Origin of the sequence: Mesorhizobium sp. M1D.F.Ca.ET.043.01.1.1 (assembly GCF_003952385.1) — a bacterium.
Lineage (GTDB): Bacteria > Pseudomonadota > Alphaproteobacteria > Rhizobiales > Rhizobiaceae > Mesorhizobium.
In genome coordinates this window covers 17,605-33,113 of sequence record NZ_CP034444.1, presented here as the reverse complement: position 1 = coordinate 33,113, position 15,509 = coordinate 17,605, and the positions used below count along the sequence as shown (strand labels likewise).

The following is a 15,509-nucleotide window of genomic DNA, read 5'->3' as shown; positions in this document are numbered from 1 at the left end:
CCAAGACGCGGCGCGCCCCTCAAATTCTTCGGCCGGTCAGGCCGGCCAGTCTGCGGGCATTCGGCCCGCGAACGATGCAAGGGGTTTTCGAGGACCCCGAAAAGGAGAACGGCATGAACCAAGAGGTCATGAATCTCTTCAATCCCCAGGCGCCGGCGCAGGTGTTCGATTCCATCCGGATTTCGCTCGCCAGCCCTGAGAAGATTCTGTCCTGGTCGTTCGGCGAGATCAAAAAGCCGGAGACCATCAACTACCGCACCTTCAAGCCGGAGCGTGACGGTCTGTTCTGCGCGCGCATTTTTGGCCCGATCAAGGACTACGAGTGTCTGTGCGGCAAGTACAAGCGCATGAAGTACAAGGGCGTCATCTGCGAGAAGTGCGGCGTCGAAGTCACGCTGTCGCGCGTCCGCCGCGAGCGCATGGGCCATATCGAGCTCGCCGCGCCCGTCGCCCACATCTGGTTCCTGAAGTCGCTGCCCTCGCGCATCGGCACGCTGCTCGACATGACGCTGAAGGACATCGAGCGCGTCCTCTACTTCGAGAACTACATCGTCACCGAGCCCGGCCTCACCGCGCTGAAGGAGCACCAGCTGCTCAGCGAGGAAGAATACATGCTGGCCGTCGACGAGTATGGCGAGGATTCCTTCACCGCCATGATCGGCGCCGAGGCCATCCATGACCTCCTGGCCGGCATGGACCTGGAGAAGATCGCCGGCGATCTGCGCTCGGAGCTGGCTTCGACCACGTCCGAGCTCAAGCAGAAGAAGCTCTTGAAGCGGCTCAAGGTCGTCGAGAACTTCATGGAATCCGGCAACCGTCCGGAATGGATGATCATGAAGGTGGTTCCGGTGATCCCGCCGGACCTGCGGCCGCTGGTTCCGCTGGATGGCGGCCGTTTCGCCACGTCCGACCTCAACGACCTCTATCGCCGCGTCATCAACCGTAACAACCGCCTGAAGCGGCTGATCGAGCTGCGCGCGCCGGGCATCATCGTGCGCAACGAAAAGCGCATGCTGCAGGAGGCCGTCGACGCGCTGTTCGACAACGGCCGCCGCGGCCGCGTCATCACCGGCGCCAACAAGCGTCCGCTGAAGTCGCTGTCCGACATGCTGAAGGGCAAGCAGGGCCGGTTCCGCCAGAACCTGCTCGGCAAGCGCGTCGACTATTCCGGCCGCTCGGTCATCGTGACCGGTCCGGAGCTCAAGCTGCATCAGTGCGGCCTGCCGAAGAAGATGGCGCTCGAACTGTTCAAGCCCTTCATCTACGCCCGCCTCGACGCCAAGGGCTTCTCCTCGACCGTCAAGCAGGCGAAGAAGCTGGTCGAGAAGGAGCGTCCGGAGGTCTGGGATATCCTCGACGAGGTCATCCGCGAGCATCCGGTGCTTCTGAACCGCGCGCCGACGCTGCACCGCCTCGGCATCCAGGCGTTCGAGCCGATCCTGATCGAAGGCAAGGCGATCCAGCTTCACCCGCTGGTCTGCACGGCCTTCAACGCCGACTTCGACGGCGACCAGATGGCGGTCCACGTGCCGCTGTCCCTGGAAGCGCAGCTCGAAGCCCGCGTGCTGATGATGTCGACCAACAACATCCTGCACCCGGCTTCCGGCGCGCCGATCATCGTGCCGTCGCAGGACATGGTTCTCGGTCTCTACTATCTGTCGATCGTCAACCAGAACGAGCCGGGCGAAGGCATGGTGTTCGCCGACATGGGCGAGCTCCAGCACGCGCTGGAGACCAAGGCCGTGACGCTGCACGCCAAGATCAAGGGCCGCTTCCGCACGGTCGATGCAGAAGGCAAGGTCGTGTCGAAGATCTACGACACCACGCCTGGCCGCATGATCATCGGCGAGCTTCTGCCGAAGAACGTCAACGTGCCTTATGAGACCGCCAACCAGGAGATGACCAAGAAGAACATCTCCAAGATGATCGACACCGTCTACCGCCACTGCGGTCAGAAGGAGACGGTCATCTTCTGCGACCGCATCATGGCTCTCGGCTTCGCCCATGCCTGCCGCGCCGGCATTTCGTTCGGCAAGGACGACATGGTGATCCCGGACACCAAGCTGAAGCTGGTCTCCGACACCGAGGCTTTGGCCAAGGAGTACGAGCAGCAGTACAATGACGGCCTGATCACCCAGGGCGAGAAGTACAACAAGGTGGTCGACGCCTGGGCCAAGTGCTCGGAAAAGGTCGCCGACGAGATGATGGCCCGCATCAAGGCGGTGGAATTCGAGGACAATGGCCGTCAGAAGCCGATGAACTCGATCTACATGATGTCGCATTCGGGTGCGCGCGGTTCGCCCACCCAGATGCGCCAGCTCGCCGGCATGCGCGGCCTGATGGCCAAGCCTTCGGGCGAGATCATCGAGACGCCGATCATCTCGAACTTCAAGGAAGGCCTCACCGTGCTCGAGTACTTCAACTCGACCCACGGCGCCCGCAAGGGTCTGGCCGACACCGCGTTGAAGACTGCGAACTCGGGCTACCTCACCCGCCGTCTGGTCGACGTGGCGCAGGACTGCATCGTCAATTCGCTGGATTGCGGCACCGACAAGGGCCTCACCATGCAGCCGATCGTCGATGCCGGTCAGATCGTCGCCTCGGTCGGTCAGCGCGTGCTGGGCCGCACGGCGCTCGACGACATCAACCACCCGGTCTCCGGCGAACTGCTGGTCAAGGCCGGCAAGCTGATGGACGAGCGCGATGTGGAGCAGATCGAGAAGGCCGGCGTGCAGTCGGTGCGCATCCGCTCGGCGCTGACCTGCGAGGTCAGGACCGGCGTCTGCGCAGTCTGCTACGGTCGCGATCTTGCCCGCGGCACGCCCGTCAACCAGGGCGAGGCCGTCGGCGTCATCGCGGCGCAGTCGATCGGCGAGCCGGGCACCCAGCTCACCATGCGCACCTTCCACATGGGCGGCACAGCGCAGGTGGTGGACTCCTCGTTCCTCGAAGCCTCCTATGAGGGCAAGGTCGAGATCCGCAACCGCAACGTGGTGCGGAACTCCGAAGGCCAGCAGATGGTCATGGGCCGCAACATGGCGGTCCTGATCCTCGACGAGACTGGCAAGGAGCGCGCCACGCACCGCGTCGCCTACGGCTCGCGCATCTTCGTGGACGATGGCGACAAGGTGAAGCGCGGCCAGCGCATCGCCGAGTGGGATCCGTACACTCGCCCGATCCTCACCGAAATCGAGGGCAAGGTGGCGTTCGAGGATCTGGTCGACGGCATCTCCGTTCAGGAGACGGCCGACGAATCGACCGGCATCACCAAGCGCGAGGTCATCGATTGGCGTTCGACGCCGCGCGGCAGCGACCTGAAGCCGGCGATCGTCGTTCAGGACGCCAAGGGCAAGGTCGGCAAGCTGTCGAAGGGCGGCGATGCACGCTTCCTGCTCTCGGTCGAGGCCATCCTCTCGGTCGAGCCGGGCGCGCATGTCCGTCCGGGCGACGTGCTGGCGCGTATCCCGATGGAAAGCGCCAAGACCAAGGACATCACCGGCGGTCTGCCGCGTGTTGCCGAACTGTTCGAGGCTCGCCGTCCGAAGGATCACGCCATCATCGCCGAGATCGATGGCACGGTCCGCTTCGGCCGCGACTACAAGAACAAGCGCCGCATCATCATCGAGCCGCATGACTCGACGCTGGAGCCGGTCGAGTACCTGATCCCGAAGGGCAAGCCGTTCCATCTGCAGGACGGCGACGTCATCGAGAAGGGCGACTACATCCTCGACGGCAACCCCGCGCCGCACGACATCCTGGCGATCAAGGGCGTGGAGGCGCTTGCGTCCTACCTTGTCAATGAGATCCAGGAGGTCTACCGCCTGCAGGGCGTGTCGATCAACGACAAGCACATCGAGGTGATTGTTCGCCAGATGCTGCAGAAGGTCGAGATCACCACGCAGGGCGACTCGACCTACATTCCGGGCGATCATGTCGACGTGATCGAGCTGGAAGAGGTCAACGAGCGGCTGATCGAGGACGGCAAGAAGCCGGCCGAAGGCCAGCCTGTGCTGCTCGGCATCACCAAGGCCTCGCTGCAGACGCCGTCCTTCATCTCGGCCGCCTCCTTCCAGGAGACGACCAGGGTGCTGACGGAAGCCGCGGTTGCCGGCAAGACCGACATGCTGCAGGGCCTGAAGGAGAACGTCATCGTCGGCCGTCTGATCCCGGCCGGAACCGGCGGCACGATGAGCCAGATCCGGCGCATCGCCACCTCGCGTGACGAGCTGATCATCGACGAGCGCCGCAAGGCCTCCGGTGTCGAGGTCGCCGAGCCGATGCTGACCAACATGGTCAACGCCGCGCAGTAGGCGCGGATGGGATGAGAGAAAGAAAAAGGGGCCCGCGTGGCCCCTTTTTGCATTCCGGTTACGCCTCTTTGCATTCCCGCTAAGGACGAGGAGAACCATGAGCGCCAGGACTTGGACGGCCGTCGACGACTATATCGTTTCCTCTCTTTTCGATGCGGATCCGGCACTTGACGCGGTGCTTGCAGCCAACCGCGAGCAGGGCCTGCCGGCGATCGATGTTTCCGCCGCGCAAGGCAAATTGCTTTCGCTGCTGGTGCGGATTGGCAGCGCGAAAAAAGTGCTCGAGATCGGCACGCTCGGCGGCTACTCGACCGTCTGGATGGCAAGGGCCCTGCCTGCCGACGGCAAGGTCGTGACGCTTGAGCTTGACCCACACCACGCCAAGATTGCGCGCTCGAATTTCGAGCGGGCAGGGGTTTCCGACAAGGTCGACCTGCGGATCGGTCCCGCGCTTCAATCCCTTGCCGCGCTGGCGAATGAAAATGCCGGTCCGTTCGACTTGATCTTCATCGACGCCGACAAGCCGAACAACCCGAACTATCTCGATTGGGCAATGAAGCTGGCGCGCTCAGGCACGGTCATCGTCTGCGACAACGTCATCCGCGACGGCGCCGTGGTGGACGAAAGGAGCGGCGACGTGAATGTCGAAGGGGCTCGCGCCGCCTTCTCATTCATCGGCGGCGAGAAGCGGCTTGACGGCACCGCCATCCAGACCGTCGGCGCCAAGGGCTATGACGGCTTCGCGATCGCGATCGTGGATTGACGGCCCGCCAGTCCCGTCACCTCAGTCGAAGAACGCCTCGACCACGTTTCGTTTGCCGAGCATGAAGGCATCGGCGACATGTTGCAGCGGTGCCAGGTCGACGTCGGAGACGCCGGCCCGCACGATCTCCGCAAAGCGCTTGTAGAGCATCGGATACTCGGCCTCCGGCTCGTCATGGATGATCTTGCCGTCGACGGCGAGTTTTGCGCCGCCGCCCGAGAGCACCATCTTGCCCTTGTCGGTCTCGGCCAGGATGTCCCAGCTCTGTGGACCGGTCTGCAGCCAGTCGAGCTCCATCGTCACCGGCAGGCCGTTCGAGGTCCGGAAAGCGACATGCGCCGCGACCGGCGAAGCGCGGTTCTCCGGAAAGTCGAGCACGGCCGAGGTGATGAACATCGGCGGCAGGATATGGGTGGCGATCGACAGCGCGTTGATGCCCGGATCGAACACCCCGAAGCCGCCCGGCGCCCAGATCCACTCCTGGTTCGGGTGCCAGCGGCGCACGTCCTCTTTCCAGTTGATGGCGGCCGAGCTGATTTTCGCCGAGGCCAGGAAAGCCCGCGCGGCCTCGACCGCCGGCGCATAGCGCGAATGCCAGCTGGCAAAGAGCGAAACGCCTCTCTTCGCGGCAAGCGCCTTCAGATCCTCGACTTCGCTGACGGTGGCGCCCGGCGGCTTCTCCAGGAAGACTTGCTTCCCGGCTTCGAGCGCCGTGCGCGCCGCGTCGTAGCGGAACTGCGGCGGCATGCAGAGCGAGACGGCTTCCAGGCTGGGCTCGGCCGCGAGCATCGCCTCAATGGTCGGATAATTCGGAATGCCGTCGACCTTGCCGTGGCGGCTCGCCGCGGCCGCAAGCTGGTAGCTGGCGTCCTTCGCCAGGGCGGGGAGATGCTGATCGCGGACGATCTTTCCCACGCCGACGATGCCGAGCCTGATGGGGTTGCTGGTCATGGGAGCTCCGAGGGATTGGAAGAGACAGGTGTTTCTAGGCAGGACAGAGCTGCCCGGCAAGCCGCGATGACATCGTGCCGCGGGGATCGGCGTCTCGAATCAGATCGGTTCGTCGAACGTGACGATCGAAACCTCGCCTTCCAGCGCTCCCTGATAGGCCGACAGATGCGGCTCTTCGTCGGGCGCGCCTTCCATGTCGCCGATCTGGTCGAGCTCGGCTTCGGCGAATCCTTCCGCCGCCAGCGATTCGAGCGCGCGGCGCACGGCGGAATCATCGTCGGGCGCGACCAGCATCACATGCACGCCCTCCGGCTTGCCGCCTTTTCGCCGCCACACCCGGCCAGTGATGATTGTGACCGGGCGCTCTTCGTTGTCGTTCACGGGCTGATTCCTCCGGAAGAGCGGCTTTTTGCCATTCATGCCCGCTTTTTGCACGAAGCCGGCCGGGATGACAGGTGAAAGCCGGTCACTTTCTTCCTCGTCCTTGAAAAAAGACGCAAGAAAATTACATGCGTTTTCCGCATGGCTGCCAAGCTTCGGAAGGCGCGCAATATTTCCCGTTCCGGGGTTGACGGACAGGGGCCTTGCGGGTAGAAGCCGCCACGTCAGAACCGATGTGAGACTTTCCTTTCCGAGGCGACGCGCCTTGGAGTTTGCCTCAAACAGGGTTCGTTTTACGAGCGAAAAGACATCTCCGGCGCGCATGAAGCGGCTTCCGCTTCCTCTGCAATTTGTTCGGGCAGGACCGCGAGGCGCGGTGTGTTGCCCGAATTTGCGTATGGAAATGACGCTTTGAGCGGCCCTGACAGGGCGAGACACGGAATTGAGAGACAAGAGGGTTTAATGCCTACCGTCAACCAGCTGATCCGCAAGCCGCGCCTGGCGCCGGTGAAGCGCAACAAGGTCCCGGCCATGCAGCAGAACCCGCAGAAGCGGGGCGTCTGCACGCGCGTCTACACCACGACGCCGAAGAAGCCGAACTCGGCGCTGCGCAAGGTGGCCAAGATCCGCCTGACCAATGGTTTCGAAGTGATCGGCTACATCCCGGGCGAAGGCCATAACCTTCAGGAGCACTCGGTGGTCATGATCCGCGGCGGCCGCGTCAAGGATCTGCCGGGCGTCCGCTATCACATCATCCGCGGCGTGCTCGACACGCAGGGTGTGAAGAACCGCAAGCAGCGCCGTTCGAAATACGGTGCCAAGCGTCCGAAGTAAGGGTTTCCGGCTTCGGCGCTTTTTTTGACTGCGCCGTGCCACGAGATTGAGAGACAAAAGCCATGTCCCGTCGTCACAGTGCAGAAAAGCGTGAGATCAACCCGGACCCCAAGTTCGGCGACCTGGTCGTCACCAAGTTCATGAACGCCGTCATGTATGATGGCAAGAAGTCGGTTGCCGAGACGATCGTCTACGGCGCGCTGGACCAGGTCCAGGCCAAGACCAAGCAGGAGCCGGTCGCCGTCTTCCACCAGGCGCTCGACAATGTCGCGCCGCATGTGGAAGTGCGCTCGCGTCGCGTCGGCGGCGCCACCTACCAGGTTCCGGTCGACGTGCGCCCCGAGCGCCGTCAGGCGTTGGCCATCCGCTGGCTGATCGCCGCCGCGCGCAACCGCAACGAGACCACCATGGTCGACCGCCTCTCGGGCGAGCTGATGGACGCGGCCAACAACCGCGGCACGGCCGTCAAGAAGCGTGAAGACACCCACAAGATGGCAGAAGCCAACCGCGCCTTCGCGCACTACCGCTGGTAAAGCGCGAACGAGACTGAGAGGCACCTCCCATGGCCCGCGAATACAAAATCGAAGACTACCGCAATTTCGGTATCATGGCGCATATCGACGCCGGCAAGACGACGACGACCGAGCGCGTCCTGTACTACACGGGCAAGTCGCACAAGATCGGCGAAGTCCATGACGGCGCTGCCACCATGGACTGGATGGAGCAGGAGCAGGAGCGCGGCATCACCATCACGTCCGCCGCCACCACGACCTTCTGGAAGGGTCGTGACGGCAAGATGCGGCGCTTCAACATCATCGACACCCCCGGACACGTCGACTTCACCATCGAGGTCGAGCGTTCGCTGCGCGTGCTCGACGGCGCGATTGCGCTGCTCGATGCCAACGCCGGCGTCGAGCCGCAGACCGAGACCGTGTGGCGCCAGGCCGACAAGTACCACGTGCCGCGCATGATCTTCTGCAACAAGATGGACAAGATCGGCGCCGACTTTTACCGCTCGGAAGAAATGATCGGCTCGCGCCTCGGCGCGCAGGCCGTCGTCATGCAGCTGCCGATCGGCGCCGAGACCGAGTTCAAGGGCGTCGTCGACCTCGTCGAGATGAACGCGCTTGTGTGGCGCGACGAGACGCTGGGCGCTGCCTGGGACGTCGTCGAGATCCCGGCTGACCTCAAGGACAAGGCCGAGCAGTACCGCGAGAAGATGATCGAGGCCGCCGTCGAGATGGACGAGACGGCGCTCGAGAACTACCTCGAAGGCAAGATGCCGTCGAACGACGAGATCCGCGCGCTGATCCGCAAGGGCACCATCGCGGTCAAGTTCTTCCCGATGTTCTGCGGTTCGGCTTTCAAGAACAAGGGCGTGCAGCCGCTGCTCGACGCCGTTGTCGAATACCTGCCGTCGCCGATCGACGTGCCGGCCATCAAGGGCGTCGACGCCAAGACCGATGCCGAGATCGAGCGTCACGCCGACGACAACGAGCCGCTGTCGATGCTGGCGTTCAAGATCATGAACGACCCGTTCGTCGGTTCGCTGACCTTCGCCCGCATCTACTCGGGCAAGCTCTCGAAGGGCGCGTCGCTCGACAACACCGTGAAGGGCAAGAAGGAGCGCATCGGCCGCATGCTGCAGATGCATGCGAACTCGCGCGCCGACATCGAGGAAGCCTATGCCGGCGACATCGTCGCTCTGGCCGGCCTCAAGGACACGACCACCGGCGACACGCTGTGCGATCCGCTGCACCCGGTCATCCTCGAGCGCATGGAGTTCCCCGATCCGGTCATCCAGATCGCCATCGAGCCGAAGACCAAGAACGATCAGGAGAAGATGGGCCTCGCGCTGCATCGTCTGGCGGCCGAGGATCCGTCCTTCCGCGTCAAGACCGACGAGGAAAGCGGCCAGACCATCATCGCCGGCATGGGCGAGTTGCATCTCGACATCATCGTCGACCGCATGCGCCGCGAGTTCAAGGTCGAGGCCAATGTCGGCGCTCCGCAGGTGGCCTATCGCGAGACGATCACCCGCACGCACGAGCAGGACTACACGCACAAGAAGCAGACCGGCGGTACCGGCCAGTTCGCTCGCGTCAAGATCGTGTTCGAGCCGAACACCGAGAGCGAAGAGTTCGTGTTCGAGTCCAAGATCGTCGGCGGTGCGGTGCCGAAGGAATACATCCCGGGCGTCGAGAAGGGTATCAACAGCGTCATGGGCTCCGGCCCGTTTGCCGGCTTCCCGATGATCGGCGTCAAGGCGACGCTGATCGACGGCGCCTTCCACGACGTCGACTCCTCGGTGCTGGCGTTCGAAATCGCCTCCCGCGCCTGCTTCAAGGAAGCGGCGCCCCGGCTTGGCGTGCAGCTGCTCGAGCCGATCATGAAGGTCGAGGTCGTGACGCCGGAAGACTATGTCGGCGGCGTCATCGGCGACCTCAACGGCCGCCGCGGCCAGATCCAGGGCCAGGAAGCGCGTGGCGTGGCTGTCGTCATCAACGCCATGGTGCCTTTGGCCAACATGTTCAAGTACGTCGACAATCTGCGTTCGATGTCGCAGGGCCGCGCCCAGTACACGATGCAGTTCGACCACTACGAACCGGTTCCGACCGCGGTCGCCCAGGAAGTCCAGAAGAAATACGCGTAACTCGAGCGGGTTGCACGAGACCTTAATTTGAGCCCCGCACGGGCAAGGAATGGAGACATCACATGGCAAAAGGTAAATTCGAGCGCACCAAGCCGCATGTGAACATTGGCACGATCGGGCACGTCGATCATGGCAAGACGTCGCTGACGGCGGCGATCACGAAGTATTTTGGCGAATACAAGCGCTATGACCAGATCGACGCGGCGCCTGAAGAGAAGGCGCGCGGCATCACGATCTCGACGGCGCATGTCGAGTACGAGACGGCCAACCGTCACTATGCCCACGTCGACTGCCCCGGCCACGCCGACTATGTGAAGAACATGATCACCGGCGCCGCCCAGATGGACGGCGCGATCCTGGTGGTTTCGGCCGCCGACGGCCCGATGCCGCAGACCCGCGAGCACATCCTGCTGGCCCGCCAGGTCGGCGTGCCCTCGATCGTGGTGTTTTTGAACAAGGTCGACCAGGTCGACGACGCCGAGCTGCTCGAGCTGGTCGAGCTCGAGGTTCGCGAGCTGTTGACCAAGAACGAGTTCCCCGGCGACGACATTCCGATCGTCAAGGGCTCGGCGCTGGCAGCGCTTGAGGACTCCAACAAGACCATCGGCGAGGACGCCATCCGCGAGCTGATGGCGCAGGTCGACGCCTACATCCCGACGCCGGTGCGTCCGCTGGACAAGCCGTTCCTGATGCCGATCGAGGACGTGTTCTCGATCTCGGGCCGCGGCACGGTGGTGACCGGCCGCGTCGAGCGCGGCGTGGTCAAGGTCGGCGAGGAACTGGAGATCGTCGGCATCCGTCCGACGACCAAGACGACCTGCACGGGCGTCGAGATGTTCCGCAAGCTGCTCGACCAGGGCCAGGCCGGCGACAACATCGGCGCGCTGCTGCGCGGCGTCGACCGTGAAGGCGTCGAGCGCGGCCAGGTTCTGGCCAAGCCGGGTTCGGTCAAGCCGCACAAGAAGTTCGTGGCCGAAGCCTACATCCTGACCAAGGACGAGGGCGGCCGCCACACGCCGTTCTTCACCAACTACCGTCCGCAGTTCTACTTCCGCACGACGGACGTGACCGGCATCGTGACGCTGCCGGCCGGCACCGAGATGGTGATGCCCGGCGACAACATCACCGTCGACGTCGAGCTGATCGTGCCGATCGCGATGGAAGAGAAGCTGCGCTTCGCCATCCGTGAAGGCGGCCGCACCGTCGGTGCCGGCATCGTCGTCACCATCAAAGAGTAATTTGGACGAAACGGATCTGTCGCGGGCGCGGGCTGCCCGCGCCGCGCCAGAACAAGGAATTGACGCATGAACGGACAGAATATCCGCATCCGCCTTAAGGCGTTTGACCACCGGGTGCTCGACGCCTCGACGCGCGAAATCGTGTCGACCGCCAAGCGCACCGGCGCCAACGTCCGCGGCCCCATTCCGCTGCCGACGCGGATCGAAAAGTTCACGGTCAACCGGTCGCCTCACGTCGACAAGAAGAGCCGCGAGCAGTTCGAGATGCGCACCCACAAGCGGCTGCTCGACATCGTCGACCCGACCCCGCAGACGGTCGATGCTCTGATGAAGCTCGATCTGGCCGCCGGTGTCGACGTCGAGATCAAGCTCTAAGGAACAAGAGGGCGGGGCGACCCGGAACTCTGAAGGAACAAGAGGCGTGGAGGGGCGTCAGCCCCGACAGGGAACTCTAAAGGAATTGAACCGATGCGTTCAGGTGTGATTGCAAAGAAGGTGGGAATGACCCGCATCTACAACGATGCCGGGGAACACGTTCCCGTCACCGTTCTTCAGATGGAGAACTGCCAGGTCGTGGCGCAGCGCACGCAGGAGAAGAACGGCTACACCGCCGTCCAGCTCGGCGTTGGCCTTGCCAAGGTGAAGAACACGTCGAAGGCGATGCGCGGCCATTTCGCCGCCGCCTCCGTCGAGCCGAAGGCGAAGCTCGCCGAATTCCGCGTCTCCGCCGACAACATGATCGACGTCGGCGCCGAGCTCACCGTCGAGCACTTCGTCGCCGGCCAGAAGGTCGACGTCACCGGCACCTCGACCGGCAAGGGGTTCCAGGGCGTGATCAAGCGGCACAACATGGGTGGTGGCCGCGCCACGCACGGTAACTCGGTCTCGCACCGCACGCACGGCTCGACCGGCCAGCGCCAGGACCCCGGCAAGGTGTTCAAGGGCAAGAAGATGGCCGGCCACATGGGCGACGTCCGCGTTACCACGCAGAATGTCGAGGTCGTCTCGACCGATGCCGACCGTGGCCTGATCCTGATCCGCGGCGCCGTTCCCGGCGTCAAGGGCGCCTGGATCCTGGTCCGCGACGCGGCCAAGGTTGCGCTGCCGGCCAACGCGCCGAAGCCTGCCGCGATCCGCGCTGCTACCGCCAAGAACGAAGCCCCGGCCACCGAGGGAGCGGAATAATGGACCTCAAGATCACAACGCTCGGCGGCAAGGACGCCGGCAAGGTGAAACTCTCCGAGGAGATTTTCGGCCTTGATCCGCGCGAGGACATCCTGCAGCGCGTCGTGCGCTGGCAGCTCGCCAAGAAGCAGCAGGGCACGCACAAGGCCAAGGGCCGCGCCGAGATCGCGCGCACCGGCGCCAAGATGTACAAGCAGAAGGGTACGGGCCGCGCCCGTCACCATTCGGCTCGCGCTCCGCAGTTCCGCGGCGGCGGCAAGGCACACGGCCCGGTCGTGCGCAGCCACGAGCACGAGCTGCCGAAGAAGGTGCGCGCGCTGGGCCTCAAGCATGCTCTCTCGGCCAAGGCCAAGAGCGCTTCGCTGATCATCGTCGACGAGCTGAAGCTCGCCGAAGGCAAGACCAAGGCGCTGGCGGCAAGCCTCGAGACGCTCGGGCTCACCAACGCCCTGGTGATCGGCGGCGCCGAGCTCGACCAGAACTTCAAGCTGGCGGCGACCAACATTCCGAACATCGACGTGCTGCCCATCCAGGGCATCAACGTCTACGACATTCTGCGCCGCGGCACGCTGGTCCTTTCGAAGGCCGCCGTCGAGGCTCTCGAGGAGCGCTTCAAATGACCGACCTTCGTCACTACGACGTGATCGTCTCGCCGGCGATCACTGAAAAGTCGACCATGGCTTCCGAGCAGAACCAGGTCGTCTTCAACGTCGCCAAGAAGGCGTCGAAGCCGGAAATCAAGGCCGCCGTCGAAGCGCTCTTCGGCGTCAAGGTGACGGCCGTGAACACACTCGTCCGCAAGGGCAAGATCAAGCGCTTCCGCGGCACGGTTGGCCGCCAGGGCGACGTCAAGAAGGCGGTTGTGACGCTGGCCGACGGCCAGTCGATCGACGTCGCGACGGGTCTCTGAGCAAGGCCGCGAGGACAGGACAATGGCACTCAAGAAATTCAACCCGGTAACGCCGAGCACCCGCCAGTTGGTCATCGTCGACCGCTCGGGCCTTTACAAGGGCAAGCCCGTCAAGGGTCTGACCGAAGGCCTGACCAAGTCGGGCGGCCGCAACAATTACGGTCGCATCACGGCCCGCTTCATCGGCGGCGGTCACAAGCGTTCGTACCGCATCATCGACTTCAAGCGTAAGAAGTATGATGTCGTCGGCACGGTGGAGCGTATCGAATACGATCCGAACCGCACCGCCTTCATCGCGCTGATCAAGTATGACGACGGCGAGCTGTCCTACATCCTGGCGCCGCAGCGTCTGGCTGCCGGCGACAAGATCGTGGCCGGCGAAGCGGTCGACGTGAAGCCGGGCAATGCGATGCCGCTGGCTTCGATGCCGGTCGGCACGATCGTCCACAACATCGAGCTGAAGCCGGGCAAGGGCGGCCAGGTCGCCCGTTCGGCGGGCGGTTACGCCCAGCTCGTCGGCCGCGACCAGGGCATGGCGATCCTGCGCCTCAACTCGGGCGAGCAGCGTGTCGTGCACGGCTCCTGCATGGCCACCGTCGGCGCCGTGTCGAACCCCGACCACGGCAACATCAACGACGGCAAGGCCGGCCGCACGGTGTGGCGCGGCAAGCGCCCGCACAACCGCGGCGTGGCCATGAACCCGGTCGATCATCCGCACGGTGGTGGTGAAGGCCGCACTTCGGGTGGCCGTCATCCGGTTTCGCCCTGGGGCAAGCCGACCAAGGGCAAGAAGACGCGGTCCAACAAGGCGACCGACAAGTTCATCCTGCGCTCGCGCCATCAGCGCAAGAGCTAAGAAGAGGTAACGCCAAGTGACTCGTTCGATTTGGAAAGGCCCCTTCATCGACGGCTACCTTCTCAAGAAGGTGGACAAGGTTCGTGAAGGCGGTCGCAATGAGGTGATCAAGATGTGGAGCCGTCGCTCCACCATCCTGCCGCAGTTCGTCGGCTTCACCTTCGGTGTCTACAACGGCCAGAAGCACGTCCCGGTCTCGGTGAACGAGGACATGGTCGGCCACAAGTTCGGTGAATTCGCTCCGACCCGGACCTATTACGGTCACGGCGCGGATAAGAAGGCGAAGAGGAAATAATCATGGGCAAGGCCAAAGCTCCGCGCAGGCTTGCTGACAACGAGGCGCGCGCCGTGCTGCGCACGATCCGTATCAGCCCGCAGAAGCTGAACCTGGTTGCCGCGCTGATCCGCGGCAAGAAGGTCGCGACCGCGCTCTCCGACCTCGAATTCTCGGCCAAGCGGATTTCCGGCACGGTCAAGAAGACGCTGGAGTCGGCGATCGCCAACGCGGAAAACAATCACGACCTCGATGTCGACGCGCTGATCGTGGCGGAAGCCTATGTCGGCAAGTCGATCGTCATGAAGCGTTTCCACGCTCGTGGCCGCGGTCGCGCCAGCCGTATCGAAAAGCCGTTCTCGCACCTCACGATCGTCGTTCGTGAAGTCGAGGAAAAAGGGGAGGCCGCATAATGGGCCAGAAAGTCAATCCGATCGGGCTGCGTCTCGGCATCAACCGCACCTGGGATTCGCGCTGGTTCGCGAACACCGGCGAGTACGGCCAGCTGCTGCATGAGGACATCAAGATCCGCAAGTATCTTGAGAAGGAACTCAAGCAGGCCGCGATCTCCAAGGTCGTGATCGAGCGTCCGCACAAGAAGTGCCGCGTCACCATCCACGCCGCGCGTCCGGGCCTGATCATCGGCAAGAAGGGCGCCGACATCGAGAAGCTGCGCAAGAAGCTGATGGAGATGACGAAGTCCGAGACGCACCTCAACATCGTTGAAGTGCGCAAGCCGGAAATCGACGCCACGCTGATCGCCCAGTCGATCGCCCAGCAGCTCGAGCGCCGCATCGCGTTCCGCCGCGCCATGAAGCGTGCCGTTCAGTCGGCCATGCGTCTCGGCGCCGAAGGCATCCGCATCAACTGCTCCGGCCGTCTCGGCGGCGCCGAAATCGCGCGCATGGAGTGGTACCGCGAAGGCCGCGTGCCGCTGCACACGCTGCGCGCCGACGTCGACTACGGCGTTGCCGAGGCGAACACGGCCTACGGCATCTGCGGCGTCAAGGTGTGGGTGTTCAAGGGCGAGATCCTCGAGCATGACCCGATGGCCTCCGAGCGTCGCGCCACCGAGGGCGATCACGCAGGTGCCGCCGGCGAGCGCGAGCGCGGTCGCCGTCGCGAGAACGCCTGAGACATTTGAGAATTTGGAG

General features: G+C 63.9%; 16 protein-coding genes. 14 read left to right on the top strand and 2 right to left on the bottom strand.

Annotated elements, in window-relative coordinates:
• Nucleotides 1-113 precede the first annotated feature (113 nt).
• Together rpoC and EJ067_RS00210 are read left to right on the top strand one after the other, a co-directional pair.
• On the top strand, nucleotides 114-4,310 hold the full coding sequence (rpoC, locus tag EJ067_RS00215; protein ID WP_126084124.1) for a DNA-directed RNA polymerase subunit beta': 4,197 nt from the start codon (nucleotides 114-116) through the stop codon (nucleotides 4,308-4,310).
• Between the two features lie 97 nt (nucleotides 4,311-4,407).
• On the top strand, nucleotides 4,408-5,073 hold the full coding sequence (locus EJ067_RS00210) for an O-methyltransferase (RefSeq protein ID WP_126084123.1): 666 nt from the start codon (nucleotides 4,408-4,410) through the stop codon (nucleotides 5,071-5,073).
• Between the two features lie 21 nt (nucleotides 5,074-5,094).
• On the opposite strand, the gene EJ067_RS00205 is transcribed toward EJ067_RS00210, so the two are convergent.
• Together EJ067_RS00205 and EJ067_RS00200 are read right to left on the bottom strand one after the other, a co-directional pair.
• A complete protein-coding gene (locus tag EJ067_RS00205) occupies nucleotides 5,095-6,024 on the bottom strand; it encodes a Gfo/Idh/MocA family oxidoreductase (protein ID WP_126084122.1) in 930 nt (309 codons plus the stop codon).
• Between the two features lie 99 nt (nucleotides 6,025-6,123).
• Entirely contained in the window at nucleotides 6,124-6,405 is a 282-nt protein-coding gene (locus tag EJ067_RS00200) for a transcriptional regulator (protein ID WP_126084121.1), read from the bottom strand.
• A gap of 462 nt (nucleotides 6,406-6,867) precedes the next feature.
• Between EJ067_RS00200 and rpsL the strand changes: the two genes are divergently transcribed.
• The 12 genes from rpsL to rpsC all read left to right on the top strand — a co-directional run bounded on the left by rpsL (nucleotide 6,868) and on the right by rpsC (nucleotide 15,490).
• Entirely contained in the window at nucleotides 6,868-7,239 is a 372-nt protein-coding gene (rpsL, locus tag EJ067_RS00190) for a 30S ribosomal protein S12 (RefSeq protein ID WP_006202128.1), read from the top strand.
• Nucleotides 7,240-7,301: 62 nt separating this feature from the next.
• The gene (gene rpsG / locus EJ067_RS00185) at nucleotides 7,302-7,772 is read left to right on the top strand and encodes a 30S ribosomal protein S7 (RefSeq protein ID WP_041003106.1); all 471 of its coding nucleotides are present in this window, start codon (nucleotides 7,302-7,304) and stop codon (nucleotides 7,770-7,772) included.
• Between the two features lie 29 nt (nucleotides 7,773-7,801).
• Nucleotides 7,802-9,892 (top strand): elongation factor G, encoded by a 2,091-nt coding sequence (gene fusA / locus EJ067_RS00180; RefSeq protein WP_126084119.1) that lies wholly within the window; start codon nucleotides 7,802-7,804, stop codon nucleotides 9,890-9,892.
• 62 nt (nucleotides 9,893-9,954) lie between these two features.
• Complete coding sequence (tuf, locus tag EJ067_RS00175) at nucleotides 9,955-11,130, top strand: elongation factor Tu (protein WP_095805843.1); 1,176 nt, start codon at nucleotides 9,955-9,957, stop codon at nucleotides 11,128-11,130.
• A 66-nt stretch (nucleotides 11,131-11,196) separates the two neighbouring features.
• Nucleotides 11,197-11,505, top strand: a complete 309-nt coding sequence (gene rpsJ / locus EJ067_RS00170; RefSeq protein WP_006205468.1) for a 30S ribosomal protein S10 — start codon at nucleotides 11,197-11,199, stop codon at nucleotides 11,503-11,505.
• 93 nt (nucleotides 11,506-11,598) lie between these two features.
• Nucleotides 11,599-12,315, top strand: a complete 717-nt coding sequence (gene rplC, locus EJ067_RS00165; RefSeq protein WP_126084118.1) for a 50S ribosomal protein L3 — start codon at nucleotides 11,599-11,601, stop codon at nucleotides 12,313-12,315.
• Nucleotides 12,315-12,935: a 50S ribosomal protein L4 gene (rplD, locus tag EJ067_RS00160; RefSeq protein WP_126084117.1), complete on the top strand. Its 621-nt coding sequence runs from the start codon at nucleotides 12,315-12,317 to the stop codon at nucleotides 12,933-12,935. The genes rplC and rplD overlap by 1 nt, the downstream gene beginning before the upstream one ends.
• Complete coding sequence (locus tag EJ067_RS00155) at nucleotides 12,932-13,225, top strand: 50S ribosomal protein L23 (protein ID WP_040983033.1); 294 nt, start codon at nucleotides 12,932-12,934, stop codon at nucleotides 13,223-13,225. Before rplD ends, EJ067_RS00155 begins: the two co-directional genes overlap by 4 nt.
• Nucleotides 13,226-13,247: 22 nt before the next feature.
• Entirely contained in the window at nucleotides 13,248-14,081 is an 834-nt protein-coding gene (gene rplB, locus EJ067_RS00150) for a 50S ribosomal protein L2 (RefSeq protein ID WP_126084116.1), read from the top strand.
• A gap of 16 nt (nucleotides 14,082-14,097) precedes the next feature.
• The gene (gene rpsS / locus EJ067_RS00145) at nucleotides 14,098-14,376 is read left to right on the top strand and encodes a 30S ribosomal protein S19 (RefSeq protein WP_006205463.1); all 279 of its coding nucleotides are present in this window, start codon (nucleotides 14,098-14,100) and stop codon (nucleotides 14,374-14,376) included.
• Between the two features lie 2 nt (nucleotides 14,377-14,378).
• Nucleotides 14,379-14,768, top strand: a complete 390-nt coding sequence (gene rplV / locus EJ067_RS00140; RefSeq protein WP_006205462.1) for a 50S ribosomal protein L22 — start codon at nucleotides 14,379-14,381, stop codon at nucleotides 14,766-14,768.
• Nucleotides 14,768-15,490: a 30S ribosomal protein S3 gene (rpsC, locus tag EJ067_RS00135; protein WP_126084115.1), complete on the top strand. Its 723-nt coding sequence runs from the start codon at nucleotides 14,768-14,770 to the stop codon at nucleotides 15,488-15,490. The genes rplV and rpsC overlap by 1 nt, the downstream gene beginning before the upstream one ends.
• Nucleotides 15,491-15,509 lie beyond the last annotated feature (19 nt).

Excerpts from the sequence above, each read along its gene's own strand:
- rplD (WP_126084117.1), top strand. The coding sequence starts at position 12,315 with ATGGACCTCAAGATCACAACGCTCGGCGGCAAGGACGCCGGCAAGGTG.
- EJ067_RS00155 (WP_040983033.1), top strand. The coding sequence starts at position 12,932 with ATGACCGACCTTCGTCACTACGACGTGATCGTCTCGCCGGCGATCACT.
- rpsC (WP_126084115.1), top strand. The coding sequence starts at position 14,768 with ATGGGCCAGAAAGTCAATCCGATCGGGCTGCGTCTCGGCATCAACCGC.
- tuf (WP_095805843.1), top strand. The coding sequence starts at position 9,955 with ATGGCAAAAGGTAAATTCGAGCGCACCAAGCCGCATGTGAACATTGGC.
- rpoC (WP_126084124.1), top strand. The coding sequence starts at position 114 with ATGAACCAAGAGGTCATGAATCTCTTCAATCCCCAGGCGCCGGCGCAG.
- fusA (WP_126084119.1), top strand. The coding sequence starts at position 7,802 with ATGGCCCGCGAATACAAAATCGAAGACTACCGCAATTTCGGTATCATG.
- EJ067_RS00205 (WP_126084122.1), bottom strand. The coding sequence starts at position 6,024 with ATGACCAGCAACCCCATCAGGCTCGGCATCGTCGGCGTGGGAAAGATC.
- rplC (WP_126084118.1), top strand. The coding sequence starts at position 11,599 with ATGCGTTCAGGTGTGATTGCAAAGAAGGTGGGAATGACCCGCATCTAC.
- rpsJ (WP_006205468.1), top strand. The coding sequence starts at position 11,197 with ATGAACGGACAGAATATCCGCATCCGCCTTAAGGCGTTTGACCACCGG.
- rplB (WP_126084116.1), top strand. The coding sequence starts at position 13,248 with ATGGCACTCAAGAAATTCAACCCGGTAACGCCGAGCACCCGCCAGTTG.
- rpsL (WP_006202128.1), top strand. The coding sequence starts at position 6,868 with ATGCCTACCGTCAACCAGCTGATCCGCAAGCCGCGCCTGGCGCCGGTG.
- rpsG (WP_041003106.1), top strand. The coding sequence starts at position 7,302 with ATGTCCCGTCGTCACAGTGCAGAAAAGCGTGAGATCAACCCGGACCCC.
- EJ067_RS00210 (WP_126084123.1), top strand. The coding sequence starts at position 4,408 with ATGAGCGCCAGGACTTGGACGGCCGTCGACGACTATATCGTTTCCTCT.
- rplV (WP_006205462.1), top strand. The coding sequence starts at position 14,379 with ATGGGCAAGGCCAAAGCTCCGCGCAGGCTTGCTGACAACGAGGCGCGC.